A 21,037-nucleotide genomic window follows, 5' to 3' on the forward strand; every position below is an offset into this window, starting at 1 on the left:
CATTTTGCCCGTTCTAGTTTAAGGAGGTGGAAAAGATTTGGAGATAATGAATGCAGGAACTTCATTCCGCCTTTGCTTCGTGCACCTCCCGTTTGTCGATCTGCGCTGCCGTATTCATCGGAGGCTCATTCCTGGCGCCGACGATGGCGTTTGCCGATTGCGTCACCTTTGGGGGTGTCATCAGCTGCGACACGACTGCTCCCAATCCTTATACAACCACGGTCGGCGCCGGCAATTCTGCTGCTGGAGACAACATCACCGTCAATGTTGGATCCGGTGCGCAGATTGCAGTCGGCGACATGAATGGTATCAGCCTGCGCAACGGCGCGGTGATCACCATTTCCGGTGGGGGCCTTGTTAGCGCGACGGCAGTCTCCACCCTTGGCAATTACAACACGGGTGGGAACGCCATTGAGGTCAACAACAATGGTACGGTGACGATTGAGCAGGGGGGGCAGCTACTTGCCCTCGGGTCGCAGAACAGTGCGGAAGCCGTAAATTTCCAGGGCACTGGCAATGTGCTTACCAACAATGGCCTAATCGATGCGAACAATGCTGTCGCTATCTGGTCGCAGAACACGTCCGGCCTGAACACGGTCATCAACAATGAAACCGGAATTATCGAAGCGGGCAACGGAACAACCAGCACCGTCATCGGTGGATCGGGCGCCGGAGCGCTCGACTTCACCAACAAAGGCATAATTCGAGGCAGTATCAATCTAGCCAATGGCAATGATATCTTGCGCCTCTATACCGGATCGAGTGTCACTGGCAATTTTACCGGCGGCGGCGGGACTGATGCGATCTTCCTCAGCGGCGATGGGCAATCGTCCATGGCCGGCAACTTCACCGGGTTTGAAAGCCTCGTTAAAAACGATCTCGGAAGGTGGACGCTGACAGGTACCATTACCGGCGTCACCGTCGCTACGGTTCAGAACGGCACGCTTGTCCTGACGGGGACGAACAGCAACTATACCGGGCAGGTTATCATCGATCCTGCCGGCATATTGGAAGCGCGCGCGCAGGCTCTCCCGACGCAACTTGTTCCCGCAAACAATATCGCCAACATCACCAATAACGGCCTTGTCCGGTTTACTCAGCCCGATAATGGCACCTATGTCGGTCAGATCGTCGGAACCGGTGCCGTCGAAAAGACCGGAGCGGGCACCCTTACGCTCGATCCCTCGGTCGCGGCGGGCAATACCTATTCCGGAGGAACCTTTATCAATGGCGGCGTTGTCGCGGTCGGCGCCGACAATGCGCTAGGTGCTTCGACGGGCGGTGTCAGTTTCAATGGCGGCACCTTGCAACTCAACAGCAGTTTCGACTTATCGGCCACTCGCGCAGTGACGTTGAATGTCGGGGGCGGCACGATTAATACACAGGCCTTCGATTCGACCTTGGCACAGGGTATAACCGGGCCCGGCGGACTTACGAAGACGGGATCAGGGTCTCTGGTCCTGACGGGCAACAGCGATTATGCTGGTGGTACCGTGATCTCAGCAGGCACCCTCCAGCTTGGAAACGGCGGAACGAGCGGCTCGATCTCTGGCAATGTGTTGAACAACAGTCTCCTCGCGTTCAACCGCTCGGACGCTTTTTTAGTGCCCGGGATTATTTCCGGTTCGGGTGCCGTGGAACAGAACGGTTCGGGCACCACGGTCCTCGCCGGCAACAATACCTACACTGGCGGAACCACCATCAACGCCGGGACACTGCAGCTCGGCAATGGCGGCACGTCGGGCTCTATTGTCGGAGATGTTGCCAACGACGGTTCACTTGCATTCAATCGCTCGGACAGCATGAATTTCGACGGCGTGATATCCGGCTTGGGTAACGTCAGGCAGATCGGCGGCGGAACGACAATTCTGACCGCACAGAATACATATTCAGGTGCAACGACGGTCGAGGCTGGAACGCTCGCGGCTGGGACCACGAACGCCTTTAGCTCCACTTCGTCGACTTCTGTGCTTGCTGGCGGGACCCTCGATGCGGCCGGATTCGATCAGACCCTTAGCGTGCTCACCAATGCCGGATCGGTCATTGTGGGAGGCGCCCCGGGAGCAACACTGACTGTCAGCGGTAACTATGTGGGCGCGGGTGGCACTTTACGATTGAATACGGCGCTGGGCAATGACGCGTCAACGACCGACCGGCTTGTGGTTGCGGGTAACACGTCAGGATTGACGACGCTTGTCGTGAACAATGTTGGCGGCAAGGGAGCGCTGACTGTGGAAGGGATACGGGTGATCGATGTTGCTGGCTCTTCCGCCGGCAGCTTTGCCCTTGACGGAGACTATCTCTTTCAGGGCGAAGAAGCCGTTGTCGGCGGCGCCTATGCCTACCGGCTATACAAGAATGGCATCGCAACGCCAAACGATGGTGATTGGTATCTGCGTTCCGCTTTAGTCGATGCGGCTGACGCCGCATCATCGCCGCTCTACCAACCCGGTGTTCCCGTTTATGAGGCCTACGCGCAGACATTGCTAGGCCTGAACGGGCTGCCAACGCTGCAACAGCGTCTTGGGAACCGCTATTGGTCAGGAGCTGGCAACGGAACGTTGTCCCAGGGTGACGGCCCTGGAACGATCGAGCCGGCCCCGCAGCCGTCTGAGGGCGGACCGACCCTCGTCGAGGGAGGCGGCGTGTGGGCACGCGTCGAAGGCGCACATCAAAGCTTTGACCCGAGAACGTCAACGAGTTCCGCTGATTACGATTTGAATACATGGAAGTTCCAAGGCGGCTTGGAAAAGCAGCTTTACGAAAGCGGCAGCGGCACACTCATGGGAGGCATCACGGCTCAGTACGGCAAAGCGTCCGCAGATGTGTCCTCCGTCTTCGGCGATGGCACGGTCAATACCGACGGCTATGGCGTTGGCGCTACGCTGACCTGGTATGGCCAGAATGGTTTCTATCTTGACGGGCAGGCGCAGGCGACATGGTATGATAGTGACCTGTCTTCCGACTTCCTGGGTGGGCTCTCGAGAGGGAATGGCGGTTTCGGCTACGCCTTCAGCTTGGAAACCGGTGAAAGATTTGCGTTGAACCAGAGCTGGACGCTTACCCCGCAAGCTCAGCTCGCATATTCCAATGTCAATTTTGATAACTTCACGGATTCCTTCGGTGCCAATGTTTCTCTCGGGAGAGGCGAAAGCCTTAAGGGCCGTCTTGGACTTTCGGCGGATTATGAAAATACATGGGAGGGCGCTTCAGGAACGACGACCCGCGCGCTTCTTTATGGCATTGCCAATCTTTATTACGAGTTCCTTGACGGGACGGAGGTTGGAGTATCAGGCGTGGACTTTGCCAACGAGAGCGACCGCACCTGGGGTGGTATCGGCGCGGGCGGCAGCTATAACTGGAATGATGACAAATATTCCCTGTATGGCGAGGTTTCCATCAACACCAGCCTGTCCAACTTCTCGGACAGCTACAGCCTCACTGGGACTGCCGGGTTCCGGGTGAAGTTCTGAGGACATGGCCCGACGGAACTGTGAACCTGTCGGCCACGGATCTATGGTGAAACCGCCCATCGGTGGTTAAGCCCCAGCGTTTTTGGTCCACAGGTTCATTCGCCGTTGAGCGCAACATTCGATGATGGTGAGAGGAGAGGCGTGGCGGGGAAACGTGGAACAGATTGGCGTGGGGTCGGCAGCATCAAGCTTTGCCAGCGCTGCTTTACGGCGTTCGATCGTCGCCGGATCGGTCATAAAATCCTCCACCGTCCCGGAGCATGAGCCCGTCGCACATAGCCGTTCTTCTCGCTGTTGGTCTTCACCACTAGCTTTGACTGTTGCTCCTGGCACTCCTTGATATAGCCAGAACGTCGCTGAGCCGCTTGTTCTCGGTGATCGCCGCCGCTGGGGCGCCACCCGCTTCATCGATCCGGCCGATGTGCGCTACGACATGCACGTCAATATCGTCACGCTGATGCCGGGCGCGGTTGATCCCTTTCATGGAAATCCATGTCATGGAGCATGGGCTCTATGTGCTCGGGCAAGGCGGGTTACCGCCTTAACCAGGACTGGGTGGAGGTCGAGGCCGGCGACTTCATGTGGCTGCGCGCCTTCTGCCCGCAGGCCTGCTACGCCGGTGGCCCCGGCCGCTTCCGTTACCTCCTCTACAAGGATGTCAACCGGCATATGAAGCTCTGGTAGGCAGTATCGCACACCTGTCCGGTTGCTTGACAGCTCCTTCGAATGCCCGCATCGTCGCTCGATGCAGGATATGGATTCATGGCTGTCGGAGAAGAAAGAGATAAGCCGGAGAAACGCTGCCGAAGCGGTCTTCGAAGATGTACGCACGGCCATTATCGATCGGAAACTGGCTCTCGGCACCCGTCTTCCCTCGGAGGTGCAGCTCGCCGAACGTTACGGCGTCAGCCGGGCCATCGTGCGTGAGGCGCTTCGCTCGCTGCAGACGCTGGGGTTCACGCAAACCAGGACGGGGCGGGGCACTTTCGTCGTTTCGGAGAGCCCGGCGCGGCAGCTCGGCGGCGGCGCCTATTCCGCCCGCGATCTCATGGAGGCGCGTCCCTGCATCGAGATCCCGGCTGCCGGATGGGCGGCATTGCGGCGCTCGAACGCGCAGCTCGCATCGCTCTCATCCTTGTGCGACCGGATGGACGACGAGGAGGACGTCCAGACATGGGTGCGGATGGACGCGGAGTTTCATGGCGAAATCGCCGAAGCCTCGGGCAATGCGATTTTCCGGAAAGTCGTCGCCGATGTCCGCGGGGCGCTTTCGACGCAGTCGGAACTGGTGGAGCATGTTCGCGGCCGGCGCAAAGCCTCCAACGCCGAGCACCGTCGAATTCTGGAGGCTATCGCCGCAGGCAGCCAGCGGGATGCACGCGCCGCCATGGCGGAGCACCTGCTGGAGGTCAAGCGCTCCATCATCGGCATTGCCGGTGAAGAGAGAGCGCCGCTGACGATATGATTTCCAATGTCGCGCCCGGGTATCCGGGTCGCTGCCGATCGAATGCAAAGCGATGAACGATCTAGAAAGCTGGCTTTCCGACTCCGCGATCCTCAGTCGAAAAAGCGCCTCGGAACTGGTCTTCGAGGAGCTGCGCAATCTCATTCTTTCCGGCCGTTTTGCCGCCGGTTCGAAGCTGCCGTCGGAAGCCAAGCTCGCGGTAAAATACGGTGTCAGCCGTCCGATCGTGCGGGAAGCGCTGCGCTCGCTGCAGATTTTGAGGCTAACGGAGACGCGGACCGGGAGCGGGACCTATGTGCTCGCCGCCGCAGGCGACGGAGATATCCGCTACGGCAATTATTCGGCGCGTGATCTGTTGGAGGCGCGCCCCTTCGTCGAGGTGTCCGCGGCCGGCTGGGCGGCGCTGCGCCGGAGCGATGATGAGTTGTCCCGGCTGCTGGGGCTTTGCGACCGGATGGAGCAGGAAGAAGATACCGAGGCCTGGGTGCGGCTGGATTCGGATTTTCACGGGCTGATTGCCGAGGCATCGAAGAATGCCGTCTTTCGCGACATCGTCGATGACGTCCGCGAGGCGATGGCGCAGCAATCCGGGCTGCTGACCGCCTTGGGGCCGAGGCGTCAGGAATCGAACGAAGAGCATCGCGCCATCGTCGAAGCCATCCGAAAAGGGGCGGAGGCTGAGGCCCAGGCGGCGATGGAAATTCATCTGAAGAAGGTCGAGGCGGCGGTCAGCCGCATTATCGGCTCAATGTAACCAGCCGCCAAGGCCTGCCTTCTCACAGGCGTTCGCTACGCATCCACAAATAGCAAAGAGAAAATCCTTGACTGCAGGGTAGTTTTTCCTTTATCGCCAAACCTGTCAGACCGCATAGCAGATTAACATCTTTGGCATCTGCGCGGAGGGGCGGCCGGGAGGTTGCCGAACCCACGCGATAGGGAGGAGAAATGACAGTGATGCAATCCAACAGAAGCGAGGCCGATAGCCAGGTCATTGTCGAGGAGGACCTCGGTTATCAAAAGGCGCTGAAGCCGCGGCAAATCCAGATGATTGCCATCGGCGGCGCCATCGGCACGGGGCTGTTTCTCGGCGCCGGCGGTCGGCTTGCTGCTGCCGGTCCGGCACTTGTGCTGGTCTATGCCTTGTGCGGCTTTTTCGCCTTCCTCGTTCTGAGAGCCCTCGGCGAACTGATTGTTCACCGTCCGACCTCGGGCTCGTTCGTGTCCTATGCCCGCGAATTTTACGGCGAAAAGCTCGCCTTCGCAGTCGGCTGGATGTATTGGCTGACCTGGGCGATGACGGCGGTCGCCGACGTCACCGCGGTCGCCCTCTACATGAATTTCTTCAAGGCATATGTCCCTTGGATCGCCATGATCGACCAGTGGGTGTTCGCGTTCGCGGCGCTGGTCCTGGTCCTTTCGATGAACCTTCTGTCGGTGAAGGTCTTCGGCGAACTGGAATTTTGGTTCAGCCTCGTCAAGGTTCTGGCCCTCGTCGTCTTCCTGGTCGTCGGCGTCTACTTCGTCGTCACCGGCACGCCGATCGACGGCCATGTTCCGGGCGTGAACACGATCACCGATTTCGGCGGCATGTTCCCGAACAGCATCCTGCCGGCCCTGGTGGTGATACAGGGCGTGGTTTTCGCCTATGCCTCGATCGAGCTGATCGGGACCGCCGCCGGTGAAACCGAAAATGCCCGCAAAGTCATGCCGCGGGCGATCCGCACGGTCGTGCTGCGCCTGGTGGTCTTCTATGTCGGCTCGGTCCTGCTGTTGTCCCTGCTGCTGCCTTACACGGCCTATAAGGGTGGCGAGAGCCCGTTCGTCACCTTCTTCGGCAAGATCGGCATTCAGGGTGCCGACGTCGTCATGAACCTCGTCGTGCTGACCGCCGTCCTGTCGTCGCTCAATGCCGGCCTCTACTCGACTGGCCGCATCCTGCATTCCATGGCGATATCAGGCTCGGCGCCGGCGGCGCTGGCGAAGATGAACCGATCAGGCGTGCCCTATGGGGGTATCGCGGTGACGGCTGTCGTGACCGCCTTCGGCGTCGTGCTGAACGCCGTCGTTCCGGCGGAAGCCTTCGAAATCGGCCTGAATGTCGCAGCCCTCGGCATCATTGCGGCATGGGGCGTGATCGTGCTGTGCCAGCTCAAGCTGTGGCAGCTGTCGCGGCAGGGCAAGCTGGCGCGGCCTGAATTTCGGGTGTTCGGCGCGCCTTATACCGGCCTGCTGACGCTGGGCTTCCTTGCCGTCGTCGTGATCCTGATGGCCCTCGACTATCCCGTCGGAACCTACACGGTCGCCTCGCTGGCCCTGATTATTCCGGCACTGGTGGTCGGCTGGCTGCTGATGCGTCAACGCATCTACATGCTCGCCGCCGAACAAGGCGACGATCGCGGCGGTTTCGATCTCGCCTGACACTGATCGAGAATCCAAGCTTGCTCCGGCGGCGCAGGCCGCCGGGGTGCGGCATGAATGGAGAGAGACATGACCCCGAGTGAGGATTTCGTCGTCACCGATCGTGGCGGGATCGTCGAGAACAGCCATCGCGTCCACGCGGCTGTCGTCGATGCAAAGGGCAGGCTGCTCTACGCGCTGGGAAATCCGACGCGTATGACGCTTGCCCGGTCCGCGGCCAAGCCGGCCCAGGCGCTTGCCATACTGGAGACGGAGGGTTTCGAGCGTTTCGGCTTCGATGATGCGGATATTGCGCTGATGTGCGCGTCCCACAGCGGCGAAGAGCGGCATATCGCGCGGACGCGAACCATGCTGTCGAAGATCAAGGCCGAGGAGGCCGACCTTCGCTGCGGCGGTCATCCTTCCCTGTCCGAAATGGTGAACCGCTCCTGGATCAGGCAGGACTTTGTCCCGACGGCAGTCTGCAGCAATTGTTCGGGCAAACACGTCGGCATGCTTGCCGGCGCTCGGGCGACCGGGGCAGGCATGGAAGGCTACCACCTGCCGGATCATCCGATGCAGGAGAGGGTCAAGCGCACCGTCGCCGAACTCTGCGATCTGGACGTTCGGGATGTCGAATGGGGGATCGACGGATGCAATCTCCCAACTCCCGCCTTTCCGCTGGATCGCCTGGCCCGCATCTATGCCAAGCTTGCCGCGGCAGCGGACGGCGACGATGCGGGCGAGGGGCCGTCGATGCGAGGGCCGGCACTGGCCCGCATCTTCCATGCAATGGCCGGCCACCCTGACATGGTCGCGGGCGAGGGGCGCTACTGCACGCTGCTGATGTGCGCATTCGACGGCGCCCTCATCGGCAAGCTCGGCGCCGACGCGAGCTACGCGATCGGCGTGCGGGCCTCGGATGCAACCCGGCGATTAGGGACGGACGATGCCCTTGGCATCTCCGTCAAGATCGAGGACGGCAACCTTGAAATCCTGTACGCCGTCGTGACGGAGCTCCTCGAGCGGCTCGGCATCGGCTCGCCTGATATCCGCAGCCAGCTCGCGCCGTTCCATCATCCCCAGCGCGTGAACACGATGGGTGTCACAACAGGCGGCGTATCTTTCCCATTCAAACTGCGCGGATCGAAGCCGGACGGGGACGATCCTCATCCTGCCGCCTGACCCGATGACGCCTGCGGACGCGGCTATTCTGCCGCGTCACCAGCCATTCTTGTCTCCAGCCTGTCGCCGCAATGCGTGCGCCCCTCTCGAAAGTTCCCGCCATGACGACATCCGATACGACTGCTATCCGCGTCGAACACGACCTGATCGGCGATCGCGACGTGCCGGCCTCGGCCTATTACGGCGTGCATACGCTGCGCGCGGTCGAGAATTTTCCGATAACCGGTCAGACGCTGAAAGAATCGGCGGATCTGATCGCATCGCTGGCGGCGATCAAGCAAGCGGCGGCTCAGGCCAATCTGAGCCTCGGCCTTCTGGATCAGGAGCGGGCCGACGCCATCGTCACGGCCTGCATCGAAATCCGCGACGGCGCGCTGCACGACCAGTTCGTCGTCGATCTGATCCAGGGCGGGGCGGGAACCTCGACCAACATGAACGCCAATGAGGTGATTGCCAACCGGGCGCTTGAAATCCTGGGGCATCGCCGCGGCGAGTACCAGCACCTGCATCCGAACGAGCACGTCAATCTCTCGCAATCCACCAACGACGTCTATCCGACGGCGTTGAAGCTTGCCGCATGGATCGGTGTTCACCGTCTCGTCGACGCCATGGCGATCCTGCGCCGCGCGTTCGAGGCCAAGGCGGTCGAGTTCGCCGACGTCCTCAAGATGGGCCGCACCCAGTTGCAGGACGCCGTGCCGATGACGCTCGGCCAGGAATTCGGAACCTACGCGCTGATGTTGGCGGAGGATGAGGCGCGCCTTTCCGAAGCGGTGTCGTTGATCCGCGAGATCAATCTCGGCGCAACGGCGATCGGCACCGGCATCACCGCCCATCCTCGCTATGCGGCGCTGGTGTGCGAGCGCCTGTCCGATATCGTCGCCGTCGATCTGGTGACGTCACCTGACCTGGTGGAGGCGACGCAGGATTGCGGTTCCTTCGTGCAGCTTTCGGGCGTTCTCAAGCGCGTGGCGGTCAAGCTTTCCAAAACCTGCAACGACCTGCGGCTGCTGTCCTCGGGGCCGAGGGCCGGCTTCAACGAGATCAATCTGCCGGCACGCCAGGCCGGCTCCTCGATCATGCCCGGCAAGGTCAACCCGGTTATCCCGGAAGTCGTCAACCAGGTCGCCTTCGAAGTGATCGGCAATGATGTGACGATCACCATGGCGGCGGAGGCCGGCCAGCTGCAGCTCAACGCCTTCGAGCCGGTGATCTTCTACAGCCTCTACCGCAGCCTGAGCCATCTGACCAATGCCTGCCTGACGCTCGAGGCGAATTGCATTCGAGGCATTACCGCCAATCGCGAAAGGCTGCGGCAGATGGTCGAGCAATCGATCGGCATCGTGACAGCGCTCAACCCCTATATCGGCTACCGCAACGCCACAGAGGTTGCGTTGGAAGCGCATCATTCGGGACGGGGGGTCTACGAAATCCTTCTCGAGCGCGGGCTGATGCAAAAGGAGCATCTCGATGCGGTGCTTCGCCCGGAAACGCTGACCCGGCCGAGCGAGAAGCTGTCCTTCTCGTAAGGCATCCGACGCATTTTGCTTCCGGGCGACACTCATATGTGCACGATCACGCCGCCTTCGCTTGCGGCTTGGCGGCCTTGACATGGGTTATGCTGCGGCGGCCGTCGATGCTGACGGGAACATCGCCATCAACGGTGGCGCGGCGCACCACGCGGTGCTGGTCACCATAGTCGTTGACGGCATAGTGCTGGGTGGCGCGGTTGTCCCAGATCGCGACATCCCCGGCCCGCCAGCGCCAGCGCACGGTGTTTTCCGGGGCGGTGACGTAGGACTGAAACACTTCATAGAGTTTTGCGGAGTCGCTCTTTGACAGGCCGACCAGGCGCTGAACGAAGTTGCCGAGCAGCAGCGATCTTTCGCCGGTTTCCGGATGGACACGGACAACAGGATGCTCGGTCTCATAGATGGTCGAAGTGAAAACCTCCTCAAAATGCTTCTTCTCTTCGGCTGTGGCGCGAGGACGCACGGCCGCATAGTCATAGGCATTGCTGTGAATGGCCCACAGATTGTCCGCCAGCAATTTGAGCTGCGCCGGCAGGCTTTCATAGGCGGCGTGGGTGTTGGACCAGATCGTGTCGCCGCCGGCCGCCGGAATGACGACGCCGCGAAGCACGGAGAATTTGGGATAGGCGTCGACAAAGGTGACGTCGGTGTGCCACTGGTCCGCCCTGCCGCCGCCGCGGCTGGAATCGAGATTGAGGATAGAAGCCGTACCGGCGATCGGTCCCTGAGTTGGATGCGGCACGAGATCGCCGAGGCGGCGTGCGAAGGCTTCCTGTTCTGGATCGTCAAGATGTCCCTGATCGCGGAAGAAGATCACCTTGTGCTTCAGGAGAAGCTGGTTGATGGCCGCCACCGCTGCGTCCGAAAGCTCTCCGCCGAGGCGGACGCCTTTGATTTCGGCGCCAACACGGCCGGTCAGCGGGACGATATCGGACTCGGGAATGATCTGATTGACGAGAACCGGATTGCTCATGGAAATCTCCTGTTTGATTTGGGAAGAAGTCGGCAGGTCACATGCGCCCAAGGATGCATCCATTGGGCGTTCGAAATCTCAGCGCTGAAGTCGACAGGCTATGGAACCGCATAATCTACAAAATCTGTAGACAATAATTTCTAATTTTGCCCGTTTTCGTGAAACAGCCGCTTCGATTTCCTCGCCAGGCGGGAGGCTGGCGGCCATTGCCGTTTCTTCGTATCTTCAACCGGCGGCGTGGGATCGCCGAGCAACATTATGTTTGAGGCGGTGGATCGGCGCCCGGAAAGGAACTTTCGATGGCAACAGTCAAACTTCTGTCGGATCAAGAGGCCGCAGCCATTCCGGCCGTCCAAGCCGTGTTCGATGACATCAGGGCGACACGCAAGACCGATTTCATCAACAACTTCTGGCGTGCTCTTGCAAACGACCCCGCAAACCTCAAGCGGGTATGGGAGACGCTCAAATCGGTCATGACGGTCGAAGGCGCCATCGATCCGTTGACGCGGGAGATGATCTACATAGCGGTGTCGACGGCCAATGCCTGCCAGTACTGCATTCAATCCCACACCGCAGCCGCCCGCGCCCGCGGGATGACCGATGCCCAGCACGGCGAACTCTTGACGATCATCGGGCTTGCCGCACTGACAAACCATCTCGCTCTCGCCATGCAGGTTCCGCCCGATCCGGAATTCGAGATGCGATAGGATCGGCAGCAGTCTGCGGATCGGCTCGACCCCGAATACCGACCGGTGTTCGTCGATGAAGGAGATCATCGCTTCAATAGGCGGTCGAGATCCGCCATCGCAAGATAAGCGGATGCTTTGCGCAGTATCTCATTGGTTTGTCGAAGGTCGCGGTTCTCCCGCTCCAGAGCCTTCATCTTCTCGGCCACTTCGTTTGGGAGGGCGGGTGGTTGATCAGTTGCGATGACATCTCGATTTTCACGGCCATCAAGAAGAACTTCAACGATCAGAACAGTCGCTTTGATGCGGTTTTGGCAAACATGCCGCACAGTCCGTGTCCGATGTCACTGTCCACCTGGGCACGACCGCCAATCGTCACATCGCTGCGCTTCCGGCGGGAAGGTGATGGGGCGGGTGTTCTGAGGGCATCGGCGAGGTTGACGGTGCGGTCTCGGACACGATCACAGGTACCAACGTGCCCGCCGCCGGCGTCGACGCCGCATCAATGTCGATCGGCGTCCAATTTTTCGACGCCGATTACCCCGCCAAGGGGATCAATTTGCACGTGGGAACACACGCATCAACTCGGCAAACCCCATTGCGCGTTAATGGAAGAGCTGTCTGACATGGATGCCAGCCGCGCGGGCAATCTCGGAGAGCACCGCGCCCAGTTCGACGCACGCGGCAACCAGCGCTCGTGCGTTGGCGCCACCCTCAGCGGGGTCTCGGTTCCGCGGAGTTTATCCCGCTCGCAGAGGAAACGAGCTTGATCGTGACTCTCGGGGAACGGGTTTTACGCCAGCATGCACGGTGCCGCAAGCTGCGGGGGAATGTAAGAGTGGCCGTAACCTGTCTCTAGACAGCGTCGCCCAGGTTTAGGTGGACAGGATCGTTGGCTGCGACGCATGAGCCACTGGCTGCACATCGCGTCACTCGTGATAATCTAGCCTAAAGCAATAGGAAAGATTGGACATGATACCCCTCGGCAAGCCGATCGAACAAATTCTAGGGGTCGGCGCCCTACTACTCCTTGCGATCGGCTGCGCTCTCGTGCTTCAGCCCTTCCTCTCAGCTATCCTGTGGGCGGCGGTGATCTGTTTCTCAACATGGCCGGTTTACAGGAGGTGCGAGCGGGCAGTCGGTGGCAACAAAAGCGTGGCCGCCGCCGTGATGACGTTGCTGGTCGCCCTTATTTTGGTCGCACCATTCGCCGTGGTGGTGCCGACGTTGACGGACAGCGTGGGGAACCTGCTCCCGGCTGTGAACCAGGTTCTCGAGCAAGGCCCGCCGACGCCGCCGCGCTGGGTCGCAGGACTGCCGGTAATCGGCGAGAACCTGGCTGCCTACTGGGAGAGCTTGGCCCATAATGCGCCCGCGTTCACCGTTGAACTCAAGAAGCTAATCGGCCCGGCCACAGACCTAGCAGTAGCCAGCGGGGCGGTGCTCGGCGCCGGACTCCTCGAACTCGGGCTGAGCGTATTCATCGCCTTTTTCTTCTTCCTTCACGGCCGGCGGATGGCAGCCCACGTGCGCGCAGTCGGCGAAAGATTCGCCGGGGCCCGGGCCCGAGAGCTGCTTATGGTCGTGGGCGCAACTGTCAAGGGCGTCATTTATGGCTTGATAGGCACGGCACTCGCCCAGTCCCTCTTAGCCGGCATTGGTTTTTGGATCGCCGGTGTACCTCAGGCGCTGCTGCTTGGCTTCCTCACCTTCATCCTGTCGTTTCTGCCGGCAGGCCCCCCGCTTGTATGGGGCTCCGTGGTGCTATGGTTTCTTGCTCAGGGAGCCGTTTGGAGAAGCATCTTCGTCGCAGCGTGGGGCTTACTTCTCGTCAGCAGCATCGACAATGTCATCAGACCCTACATCCTCGGCAAGACCAACAACTTGCCGGTGTTGCTCGGCCTCTTCGGACTCCTTGGCGGTGTCATCGCCTTTGGATTTATCGGGATCTTTCTTGGGCCAACGCTGCTGGCGGCCGCCTACAGCCTCTTCCGCGAGTGGACCATGGCCGAAGTCGAGGAACGCAGTAACCCCACCCCGCCTTCCGACTCCGACTGATCGATCCCAAGTTTGTTGCTGAGGCCGAACATCGAGCCTGGACACATGACGAGAAGCTGCGGTACGTGACCAAATCCTTCAGAGTTTCGATCGTCGATGCAGAGAAGAGCGTACGGCTTTACGGCGCGGTGTAGGCTCACCCAATCGAGCTCGCCTGAAGTGATTAGGAATGAAACGTTGCGCTAAGGCAGCGAGGCGCGCATAACACCCTATCGAAGCCAACCTCCACGGGCTGCTTCGCCTGGAAGTGCCCAGCTTTCGCCCCAACCTGAAAGGACGAACCATGTTTGGCGTCCGAACCGGCCATAAAAAATCGTTGGGACTGTCCACCATCGAAGGAAACTTCGACGGCTCCGTCGCCAAGCGCGATCACGGTCACCATACTCTTTCGTGCCTTCGCTTCGCTATGTACGGCAAAGGAATCGGAAGCGACAGAGATCTCCTCAAAATAGCACGAGCCAACTGGCCCTCAACCGTAGGCTTGTTGTGAAACACTGAGTTTCGACGGTGGTCGAAAGCAGCGTGGGCTCTGAGTATGGCTCACGCTGTAGTACCTATTAAACGAGTTGCTCTCCTCTCGACCAATTTTTGGCCCAGTGCTCGACTTAAAGACCAGTACGTCTTGAGAAGATTGAGGCACGACGATCTTGCGCCTCATCGCCGATTTCCGCAGGTCAAATTCCTTATCGCTCGTCTATGGAAAGTCGATCACAGATCAGGTGACAACGGGAAACGTGGAAGCAGAACACCCGTTACGGCGAAACGGTGCATTGGTGCAGACGTCCGGGTCTCGACCTCTTCCGATCCTGCCTTCCATTCCGTCGCCTTGGTTCATCCTGCCACTCTATGAGGCCCGCATGCCCCCAGTAAGGTACCACTTAAGAGATCTGACATTCGCGAAGAAAACGGCTGCGAGAGCCCACGATCGCCTGTCGAGACAGGAAATGATCGGAAAGCGATCTCGCAACATCGGCAAGTCGGTGTACTTGGACAATGAGCTGCTGATGCGGCTCTACGATCGCAACCGCCGTATAATCGAACGTGTGAAGCGGATCGAGGCCGCGCTGGACGCCAAGTCATAATGATGAGGGAAGTATGACAAACGGAGGCGGAGATTGACCATGGAGTCTATGTTGGAGTCTCAGAACGCAGCGGAGCTGAGGTGAGGCGCATCGCCAATGGCCGGATGAGCTCAAGGCGCGGACCGTTTCAGAGAGTCTGCGGCGGGCGTGACGGTGAACGAAGTGGCGGAACGCCATGGCTTGAAGGCGAACCACCTGTCGTCCCGACGAACACTGGCGCGGCATTGCAAGCTGGTCTTGCCTGGAAAGACGCAGCCGAATTCGCGGCCATGGTTGTCGAGGCACCGGTGCCGATCAGAACGCCGGAGCCGCCAACTGCTAAGATTCTCCCGCGCCGAGTTTGTGGCGGGTCCGGTCACCATCCGTCTGGAGGAAGGTGCGTCTGCCGCCGGATCGCAGCCATGCAGCGATTGCCTCTCGCCTCAGCTGTGTTGAGTTGACAACCCCGACACATGCTCCAAAACTCTGCTCTTACCGGTATGGAGAAGTGTAGCCGCCATGCGAAGTCGTGATTGGCAGATAGGCGCATTTGTCGAGCGGATGCTCACCCGCAAAGCACGGAGTCATACAAGTCCTGTTTCCGCGATGTGCAGCTTCTGGGGCCTAATGCGCGCCTACTGGCTTTCCGAAAGCTGGCGCGAGGCCTGGGGGCTGACATCCGCCATTCTTGTCCTCACGGCATTGTCCGCCCAGGCCAGCGTCTGGTTCGCTATCACCTCGGGCGAGTTGATCAATCGGATCGCCTACTTCCACCATCCATCCACGCCCACGACGCCCATGGAACTGTTGAAAACAGCGGCAACGCTTGCCACGATCGCGATCATGAGGGACGTGTGTTTCACCGCTGTCCGCCATTTCTTCTCGACCACGCTTCACCGCAAATGGCGCGCGTGGCTCGACCGACGCTTTAACGAAGCCCTGCTCGACAGCAATCATACGCATTTCCATCTTCTGCAAATGGGCTCCGATGCGTCCGGGTCCGCTGTCCCGGCGCCGGACAATATCGATCAGCGCGTCCAGGAGTCTATCAAAGGCTTGACTGGCGGTGCTATCGGGCTGGCGATGGGCATTGCGGGAGTCGTGCTGTCCCTTGGCTTCGTCGGCAGTAAACTTGTTGAGATGTCGAGCGAAGTCGGGGGGCTTGAGTTCCTCGGCAGCTATGGAAGCGCCTGTTTGGCCTTCATGGCGGTCGCGATTTATGTACCGCTCAACACCGTTATTGCCGCCAAGCTCGGCGGCGTTCTCCAGCGCCTGTCGGTACGCATGCAATGGGCGGAGGGAAGCTACCGCACGGAACTGAACGCTCTCCTGCACCGCAGCTTCCATGTTGCCGTCCTCCATGGAGAAAGAGCCCAGAACGTCGTCAACAAGCGCCGGTATCTCGACATCGATCAAACTTGGGCCAGCCTAAATCGGGTGACTGCCGGCTACATGGGGTTCGAACTGGTCCATAATTTCATTGGCTCGCGGATTGTCGCCTATGCACCCGGCCTGCTCCCCTACATGGACAACAAGGTCAGCCTGCAGCACTACGTAACCGGTGCCGAACTGGCGACTGCCCTGATCAACGAATGCTCGTGGTTCATACACGTCATGCCCGATATTGCGACGTTGAAGGCTAACGCCCGGCGAATGACCGATCTCGCGAACGCGATCGAAACCGTTCAGCGACCCGAGGAGTTTTATGCCCAAACAGGCCTTTACGAATTCCAATATACCGAGCAGGACCCGGCGCTCGGCCTGACTCTCGAGCAAATTGGCCTGCATCATGCGGGCACCGAGCTCCCATTTCTGACCGCCGACAGACTTCAGTTCCTGCCCGGCGAATGGACCTTGGTCGTCGGCGAGTCAGGGAGCGGGAAGACCTCGCTTATAAAGGCGATAAACGGTCTTTGGGCGCACGGCCGCGGTACTGTCGCAACGCCAAGACACGCCCGAATCCTGTATGCCGCCCAGGACGTCAAGCTTCAGGCCGTGTCCTTGAAGGAGCTCGCTTGCCTTCCAGACCCGGCGAGCGATTATCAGGAGACGCACGTCGCGGTGGCGTTGCACGAGGCGGGACTCGGCGAATTCATCGATGAGCTCCCCAACGAAGGCCGCAACGGCCAGAGCTGGGATCAGCTGCTGTCGGGAGGCCAAAAGCAGAAGCTCGTTCTTGCCAGGATCCTTTTATTACGGCCTGGCCTCATCTTTCTCGACGAGGCCACGAGCGCCCTTGACACTCAAGCAGTTCATGCATTTCACCAGGCGATCATGGATCATTGTCCGGAGGTGACTGTGATCGCCATCATGCATGACGTTTCACCCATCCGATCAGGAAGCGGCGTTGATTTCTTCGACAGCGTGCTCACCATCGAAAAAGGCGTGGCAAAGAAAATGCCCATTGCTGCCTGGCGTCAGGCGGCCGCGGGGTAACGGCGGCCAGACCAAATAACCCAATCCGCTTGTCGCTCTGCTCGATTGATCCGACTGTGCGGAGCAACCCGGGACCTCTTCATCATTCGGGTGTTTCTTCACGTTGGATCGGGGGCTATCGGCATTCCGGCGGCTTCTGCTTGGTCCAGGGCCCTCCCAGCTTTGCAATCAAATTATTCCTCCGCGTCGGAATAGTTCTTGTATTGCAGCTTCTGAAGCGATGCATCCAGCCTGAGGATGAGCCCGGTCGGTGCGAAATCAAGAGAGACCTCTCCGAAAGCGGACAAGCTGGAGCTAACGAGCCGAGTGCCGAACCCCTTCTTGTACGGAGGTTCCACCACCGGACCTCCAACCTCTTGCCAAATGAAGCTCAGGCGCTTGTCGCCGGCCTCGTCGCGCACGGACCATTCGATTTCGACAGACCCTGGATCGACCGACAGCGAACCATACTTATTGGCGTTGGTAACGAGTTCGTGAAGCACGAGGGAGAAACAAAGGGCGGCCTGCGGGCCCAATTCAACTGCAGGACCGCTTGCTTTGAAACGTCCCGACGTCTCAAGTCCAAGATTAATCGCAGTCGCCTCGACAATCGTCGCCATGGTAGTGCCCAGCCAATTCTGCTGCAGCAAAATGTCGTGTGCTTTCGAATAGGCATTGATCCGGGCCGAGATCGCCTGTTCTGCATCTTCTATAGAGCTGGCGTTTCGGAAGGATTGACTGGTAATAGCCTGAATGACGGCCAGCGTATTCTTGATGCGGTGAGAGAGTTCGTGCATGAGAACCCGCTGTCGCTCCTCATTTTCTCTCTGCTCGGTCTGGTCCCTGAGGATCTTTACGAAGCCCTCGACTTTGCCATCGTCGGACGTCAATGCCATCATCTGGCCCGAGGCCCAGAACAACGAGCCGTCTTTGCGAACGTGCCAGCGCTCATCGTTGCCATGGCCTTCCGCTAAAGCGGCGGTCATCTCCCGTTGGAGAATTCCCGCCTGCAGGTCTTCCTGGGTGAATATTACGGCTGCGGCCTTGCCGATCATCTCAGCCTCGTCCCATCCAAAGATTCGTCGCGCGCCCTCATTCCACGTAGTCACCAGGCCATCGAGATCCGTGGAGATGATCGCATACTCGATCGCGCTCTGCAGGATTGCTTCGAGAAAGCGCTCTCGGGAATTGGCAAACAGTTTCATGATCATGTGATGGGCCTGATCCTTTCAGGGCCTGCAAGGCTGAAAGGCCTCATCTTGAGTTATACCGGACGCCGTTGCTTTGGCAAAGAGTCGCAGCCACGACACGCCGTCCAGCAAGTCTCGGAGGAGGCTTAAGCCAGGCAGCAACGCCGATGACCCGGCCCTTTATGCCGCCGCGCCGGAACCCAGAACCGACATGGAATTGCCCTTTACGGCTGTCGGATCGATCTGAAACGCGCTGCAGAATGAACTGCTTCCAGCAAGGATCACAAGGTCCTTGTCGAGCACCAACAGAGGGGTGTCGGATGACTTGATCAGGGCGAGTGCAAAATCGAATTGCTCTGAAGTTGATGCGGTAACGGTCATATCAGCACTTTGTGGGCTTCGAGGCTTTCGGAGCGAACGCTATACGCGCAGACAATTCTGCGCGTCGTACGGACCTGATTGTGATCCACAACTCCTAATTGATTATAACATATGTTGACTATAGATGTAGCTTATCCCATCCCCTAGCTTGCGCCCCGCCGAGGCGCACGTAGCCAACCGGGCTGATCAAGAGCAAGTCTCCCTTGCTTCCAGCTGGAAATATTGCCCTGGGGAGACACCGAAGGCCGTCCTGAACACCGCAATGAAGGCGCTGGGGCTCGAGTAGCCGAGCGAGAAGGCGATATCGCCGACGCTTCGGCCGACGGCGAGCCACTCCACTGCTTTGAGGAGTTTCGCCTGCTGACGCCAGGCGCGGAAACTCATGCCTGTCTCAAATTGGAAATGGCGCTGGAAGCTGCGGGGGGACATGGCCGCACGTGACGCAAGTTCATCGAGCGGCCAATCGGCACCCGGTTCATTCCGGATGTCTGAAGCGATGCTCCGGAGGCGTTCGGATCCCGGCGAGGGAAGGGACAGCGGCGCGGCTGGACTCGTCTCAAGCTGGTCGAGAATGACCGCGACAAGGCGTTCGGCACGGGCACTGCCGGCGTCCGCACGCGGTATCTCCAGGAACGCCAGGATCAGTTCGCGGAGGAGCGGTGTCGTACCGATCACGGAGACCCGGGAGGGCAGGTTCACGACCGCGTCGGGGCGAAAGAAAAGGTAGCTGCGCTCCGTCTCCTGCAGGTATGTCACTTCATGGAGGACGCCGGACGGCACGAATACGGCGCGTTCAGGCGGAACGATGAAGTAGCCCCGCTCGGTCTCCAGCCTTAGCGAACCACGCACGATCTGGAAAAGCTGCGCGCGGTGGTGCACGTGGAAGGAGTAGGTTCGCCCGGCGGGCTCTGCTCCACCCTGAGCGACAGCGGTGTGCGGATAATCTCCAAACTCGTCTTCCGGCAGATAAACGTTAGTGAGGTTGTCGCGGGCAATCATGGCGTCTCATAGACATAATTTGACAGACTGCCGATAACACGTCGGATGGCATTTCACTAGATTGATATCACCGCAGAACAACTTGGACGTAAGTTATGACATTCGAGCGCCGACAAACTGAAATTTCGGATCGCTTTGCTCCAAGCTTGCTGACGAAGCTGGCAGCTTTGCGGTTTGGAGCGCCCGTCGTCCTTGGCTGGTGGCAACGGCGCGAAACGGAACAGGCCCTACAGTGGCTATCGGACCGTGATCTGGCAGACATAGGCGTCGCGCGCCATGAGATCCGCGAGGTGGCGCGGTCGCAAGCGCCAATTGATGCGATGTCCGCGAAGCGGCGGGCAAGGTGATGGCAATACCGGTCCTCAAGCAACCGCATTATAAGAGAGGTAAGCAAGATGCACGACGACGGGCTTTTTGACGAAGAGGTTGCAGCAACCTACGACGACGATGGCGGCATCTCAGCTCCGGAACTAGTTGATCCGGCGGTCGATATCCTCGCCGAGTTCGCAGGAGGCGGGCGCGTCCTGGAGTTCGCGATCGGCACTGGCCGCCTGGCGCTTCCTCTCGCGCGGAGAGGGGTACAGGTGGAAGGCATCGAGCTTTCGAGAGCGATGGTGTCTCGCCTTCGCGCCAAAGAGGGCGGCGCGGAAATTGCGGTGGTGATCGGCGACATGGCCACCACCCGTGTCGAGCGGCGCTTTTCCCTCGTTTATCTGGTTTTCAACACGATCAACAACCTGACGTCGCAGGAAGCCCAGGTCGCTTGCTTTAGAAATGCGGCCGCGCATCTGGAAACTGGTGGGCACTTCCTGATCGAGGTTGGCGTACCGCCGCTTCAGCGACTTCCGCTCGGCGAGACGCTCCTGGCGTTCGACCGCACCGAGACGCATTGGGGCGTCGACGAATACGACGTGGTAAACCAGAACTTCTCGTCACATCACATCTGGTTCCGGGACGGAAACTATGGACATTTCTCGGTCCCGTTTCGATATGCTTGGCCAGCGGAATTCGATCTTATGGCGCGGCTGGCCGGCTTGAAACTCAAAGATCGATGGGGCGGATGGAAAAAGGAGCCGTTCACAAAAGTCAGCGATCGACATGTCTCCGTTTGGCAGAAGATCGCAGATTAGGCGGGTGACATGTGCTGCGGAAGGCAATGACGACCGCGACTTCCACCAGGGACCCGCGCTGACAGTGTCACACAACGGTCGCTATGTCATTG

Annotated in this window: 16 protein-coding genes, 3 pseudogenes and 1 other annotated feature; of the genes and pseudogenes, 13 read left to right on the forward strand and 6 right to left on the reverse strand. The window is 59.7% G+C overall.

From position 1 onward, the window contains the following. Positions 1-50 precede the first annotated feature (50 nt). Complete coding sequence (locus PYR71_RS07645) at positions 51-3,473, forward strand: autotransporter outer membrane beta-barrel domain-containing protein (protein WP_275618861.1); 3,423 nt, start codon at positions 51-53, stop codon at positions 3,471-3,473. Between the two features lie 174 nt (positions 3,474-3,647). On the opposite strand, the pseudogene PYR71_RS07650 reads toward PYR71_RS07645, so the two are convergent. Next, positions 3,648-3,858 (reverse strand): annotated as a pseudogene (locus tag PYR71_RS07650) (ISNCY family transposase); the annotation flags it as partial. On the opposite strand from PYR71_RS07650, the pseudogene PYR71_RS07655 reads away from it, so the two are divergent. The 6 genes and pseudogenes from PYR71_RS07655 to aspA all read left to right on the forward strand — a co-directional run. Continuing rightward, positions 3,859-4,157: pseudogene (locus PYR71_RS07655) on the forward strand (cupin domain-containing protein); the annotation flags it as partial. It abuts the pseudogene before it with no gap. Positions 4,158-4,218: 61 nt separating this feature from the next. Further along, positions 4,219-4,938: a FadR/GntR family transcriptional regulator gene (locus PYR71_RS07660; protein ID WP_275618862.1), complete on the forward strand. Its 720-nt coding sequence runs from the start codon at positions 4,219-4,221 to the stop codon at positions 4,936-4,938. 52 nt (positions 4,939-4,990) lie between these two features. Beyond that, positions 4,991-5,692 carry a FadR/GntR family transcriptional regulator gene (locus tag PYR71_RS07665; RefSeq protein ID WP_275618863.1) on the forward strand — a complete coding sequence of 234 codons (702 nt, stop codon included), beginning with the start codon at positions 4,991-4,993 and terminating at the stop codon, positions 5,690-5,692. A gap of 191 nt (positions 5,693-5,883) precedes the next feature. After that, positions 5,884-7,356 carry an amino acid permease gene (locus tag PYR71_RS07670; RefSeq protein WP_275618864.1) on the forward strand — a complete coding sequence of 491 codons (1,473 nt, stop codon included), beginning with the start codon at positions 5,884-5,886 and terminating at the stop codon, positions 7,354-7,356. Positions 7,357-7,425: 69 nt separating this feature from the next. Then, positions 7,426-8,520, forward strand: a complete 1,095-nt coding sequence (locus tag PYR71_RS07675; protein ID WP_275618865.1) for an asparaginase — start codon at positions 7,426-7,428, stop codon at positions 8,518-8,520. Positions 8,521-8,621: 101 nt separating this feature from the next. Next, positions 8,622-10,049: an aspartate ammonia-lyase gene (gene aspA, locus PYR71_RS07680; protein ID WP_275618866.1), complete on the forward strand. Its 1,428-nt coding sequence runs from the start codon at positions 8,622-8,624 to the stop codon at positions 10,047-10,049. 46 nt (positions 10,050-10,095) lie between these two features. Here the strand turns inward: aspA and PYR71_RS07685 are convergent, their stop codons facing one another. Next, positions 10,096-11,025: a TauD/TfdA dioxygenase family protein gene (locus tag PYR71_RS07685; protein WP_275618867.1), complete on the reverse strand. Its 930-nt coding sequence runs from the start codon at positions 11,023-11,025 to the stop codon at positions 10,096-10,098. Between the two features lie 299 nt (positions 11,026-11,324). Between PYR71_RS07685 and PYR71_RS07690 the strand changes: the two genes are divergently transcribed. After that, on the forward strand, positions 11,325-11,732 hold the full coding sequence (locus PYR71_RS07690; protein ID WP_275618868.1) for a carboxymuconolactone decarboxylase family protein: 408 nt from the start codon (positions 11,325-11,327) through the stop codon (positions 11,730-11,732). After that, positions 11,727-11,843, reverse strand: a sequence feature (AL1L pseudoknot). Its footprint overlaps the gene before it by 6 nt. On the opposite strand, the pseudogene PYR71_RS07695 reads toward PYR71_RS07690, so the two are convergent. Then, positions 11,733-11,914: pseudogene (locus PYR71_RS07695) on the reverse strand (IS3 family transposase); the annotation flags it as partial. Its footprint overlaps the feature before it by 111 nt. A gap of 769 nt (positions 11,915-12,683) precedes the next feature. Between PYR71_RS07695 and PYR71_RS07700 the strand changes: the two are divergent. From PYR71_RS07700 to PYR71_RS07710, 3 genes are all read left to right on the forward strand, one after another. Then, complete coding sequence (locus PYR71_RS07700) at positions 12,684-13,769, forward strand: AI-2E family transporter (protein ID WP_275618869.1); 1,086 nt, start codon at positions 12,684-12,686, stop codon at positions 13,767-13,769. Positions 13,770-14,416: 647 nt separating this feature from the next. Then, entirely contained in the window at positions 14,417-14,851 is a 435-nt protein-coding gene (locus PYR71_RS07705) for a hypothetical protein (protein ID WP_183920228.1), read from the forward strand. 498 nt (positions 14,852-15,349) lie between these two features. Then, entirely contained in the window at positions 15,350-17,266 is a 1,917-nt protein-coding gene (locus tag PYR71_RS07710; protein ID WP_275618870.1) for an ABC transporter ATP-binding protein/permease, read from the forward strand. Between the two features lie 173 nt (positions 17,267-17,439). Here the strand turns inward: PYR71_RS07710 and PYR71_RS07715 are convergent, their stop codons facing one another. The 3 genes from PYR71_RS07715 to PYR71_RS07725 all read right to left on the reverse strand — a co-directional run bounded on the left by PYR71_RS07715 (position 17,440) and on the right by PYR71_RS07725 (position 19,815). Then, the gene (locus PYR71_RS07715; protein ID WP_183920230.1) at positions 17,440-18,456 is read right to left on the reverse strand and encodes a sensor histidine kinase; all 1,017 of its coding nucleotides are present in this window, start codon (positions 18,454-18,456) and stop codon (positions 17,440-17,442) included. A gap of 159 nt (positions 18,457-18,615) precedes the next feature. Next, positions 18,616-18,816 (reverse strand): hypothetical protein, encoded by a 201-nt coding sequence (locus tag PYR71_RS07720; protein WP_275618871.1) that lies wholly within the window; start codon positions 18,814-18,816, stop codon positions 18,616-18,618. Between the two features lie 186 nt (positions 18,817-19,002). Continuing rightward, positions 19,003-19,815, reverse strand: a complete 813-nt coding sequence (locus tag PYR71_RS07725; protein WP_275618872.1) for an AraC family transcriptional regulator — start codon at positions 19,813-19,815, stop codon at positions 19,003-19,005. Positions 19,816-19,910: 95 nt separating this feature from the next. Here PYR71_RS07725 and PYR71_RS07730 point away from each other — a divergent pair, with 95 nt between their 5' ends. Then, positions 19,911-20,162, forward strand: a complete 252-nt coding sequence (locus tag PYR71_RS07730; protein ID WP_275618873.1) for a DUF1127 domain-containing protein — start codon at positions 19,911-19,913, stop codon at positions 20,160-20,162. Between the two features lie 48 nt (positions 20,163-20,210). After that, positions 20,211-20,945, forward strand: a complete 735-nt coding sequence (locus tag PYR71_RS07735) for a class I SAM-dependent DNA methyltransferase (RefSeq protein ID WP_275618874.1) — start codon at positions 20,211-20,213, stop codon at positions 20,943-20,945. The last annotated feature ends 92 nt before the right edge of the window (positions 20,946-21,037 follow it).

The sequence above is a fragment of the Rhizobium mulingense genome (genome assembly GCF_029194105.1).
In the GTDB taxonomy this organism is placed as follows: Bacteria; Pseudomonadota; Alphaproteobacteria; order Rhizobiales; family Rhizobiaceae; genus Rhizobium; species Rhizobium mulingense.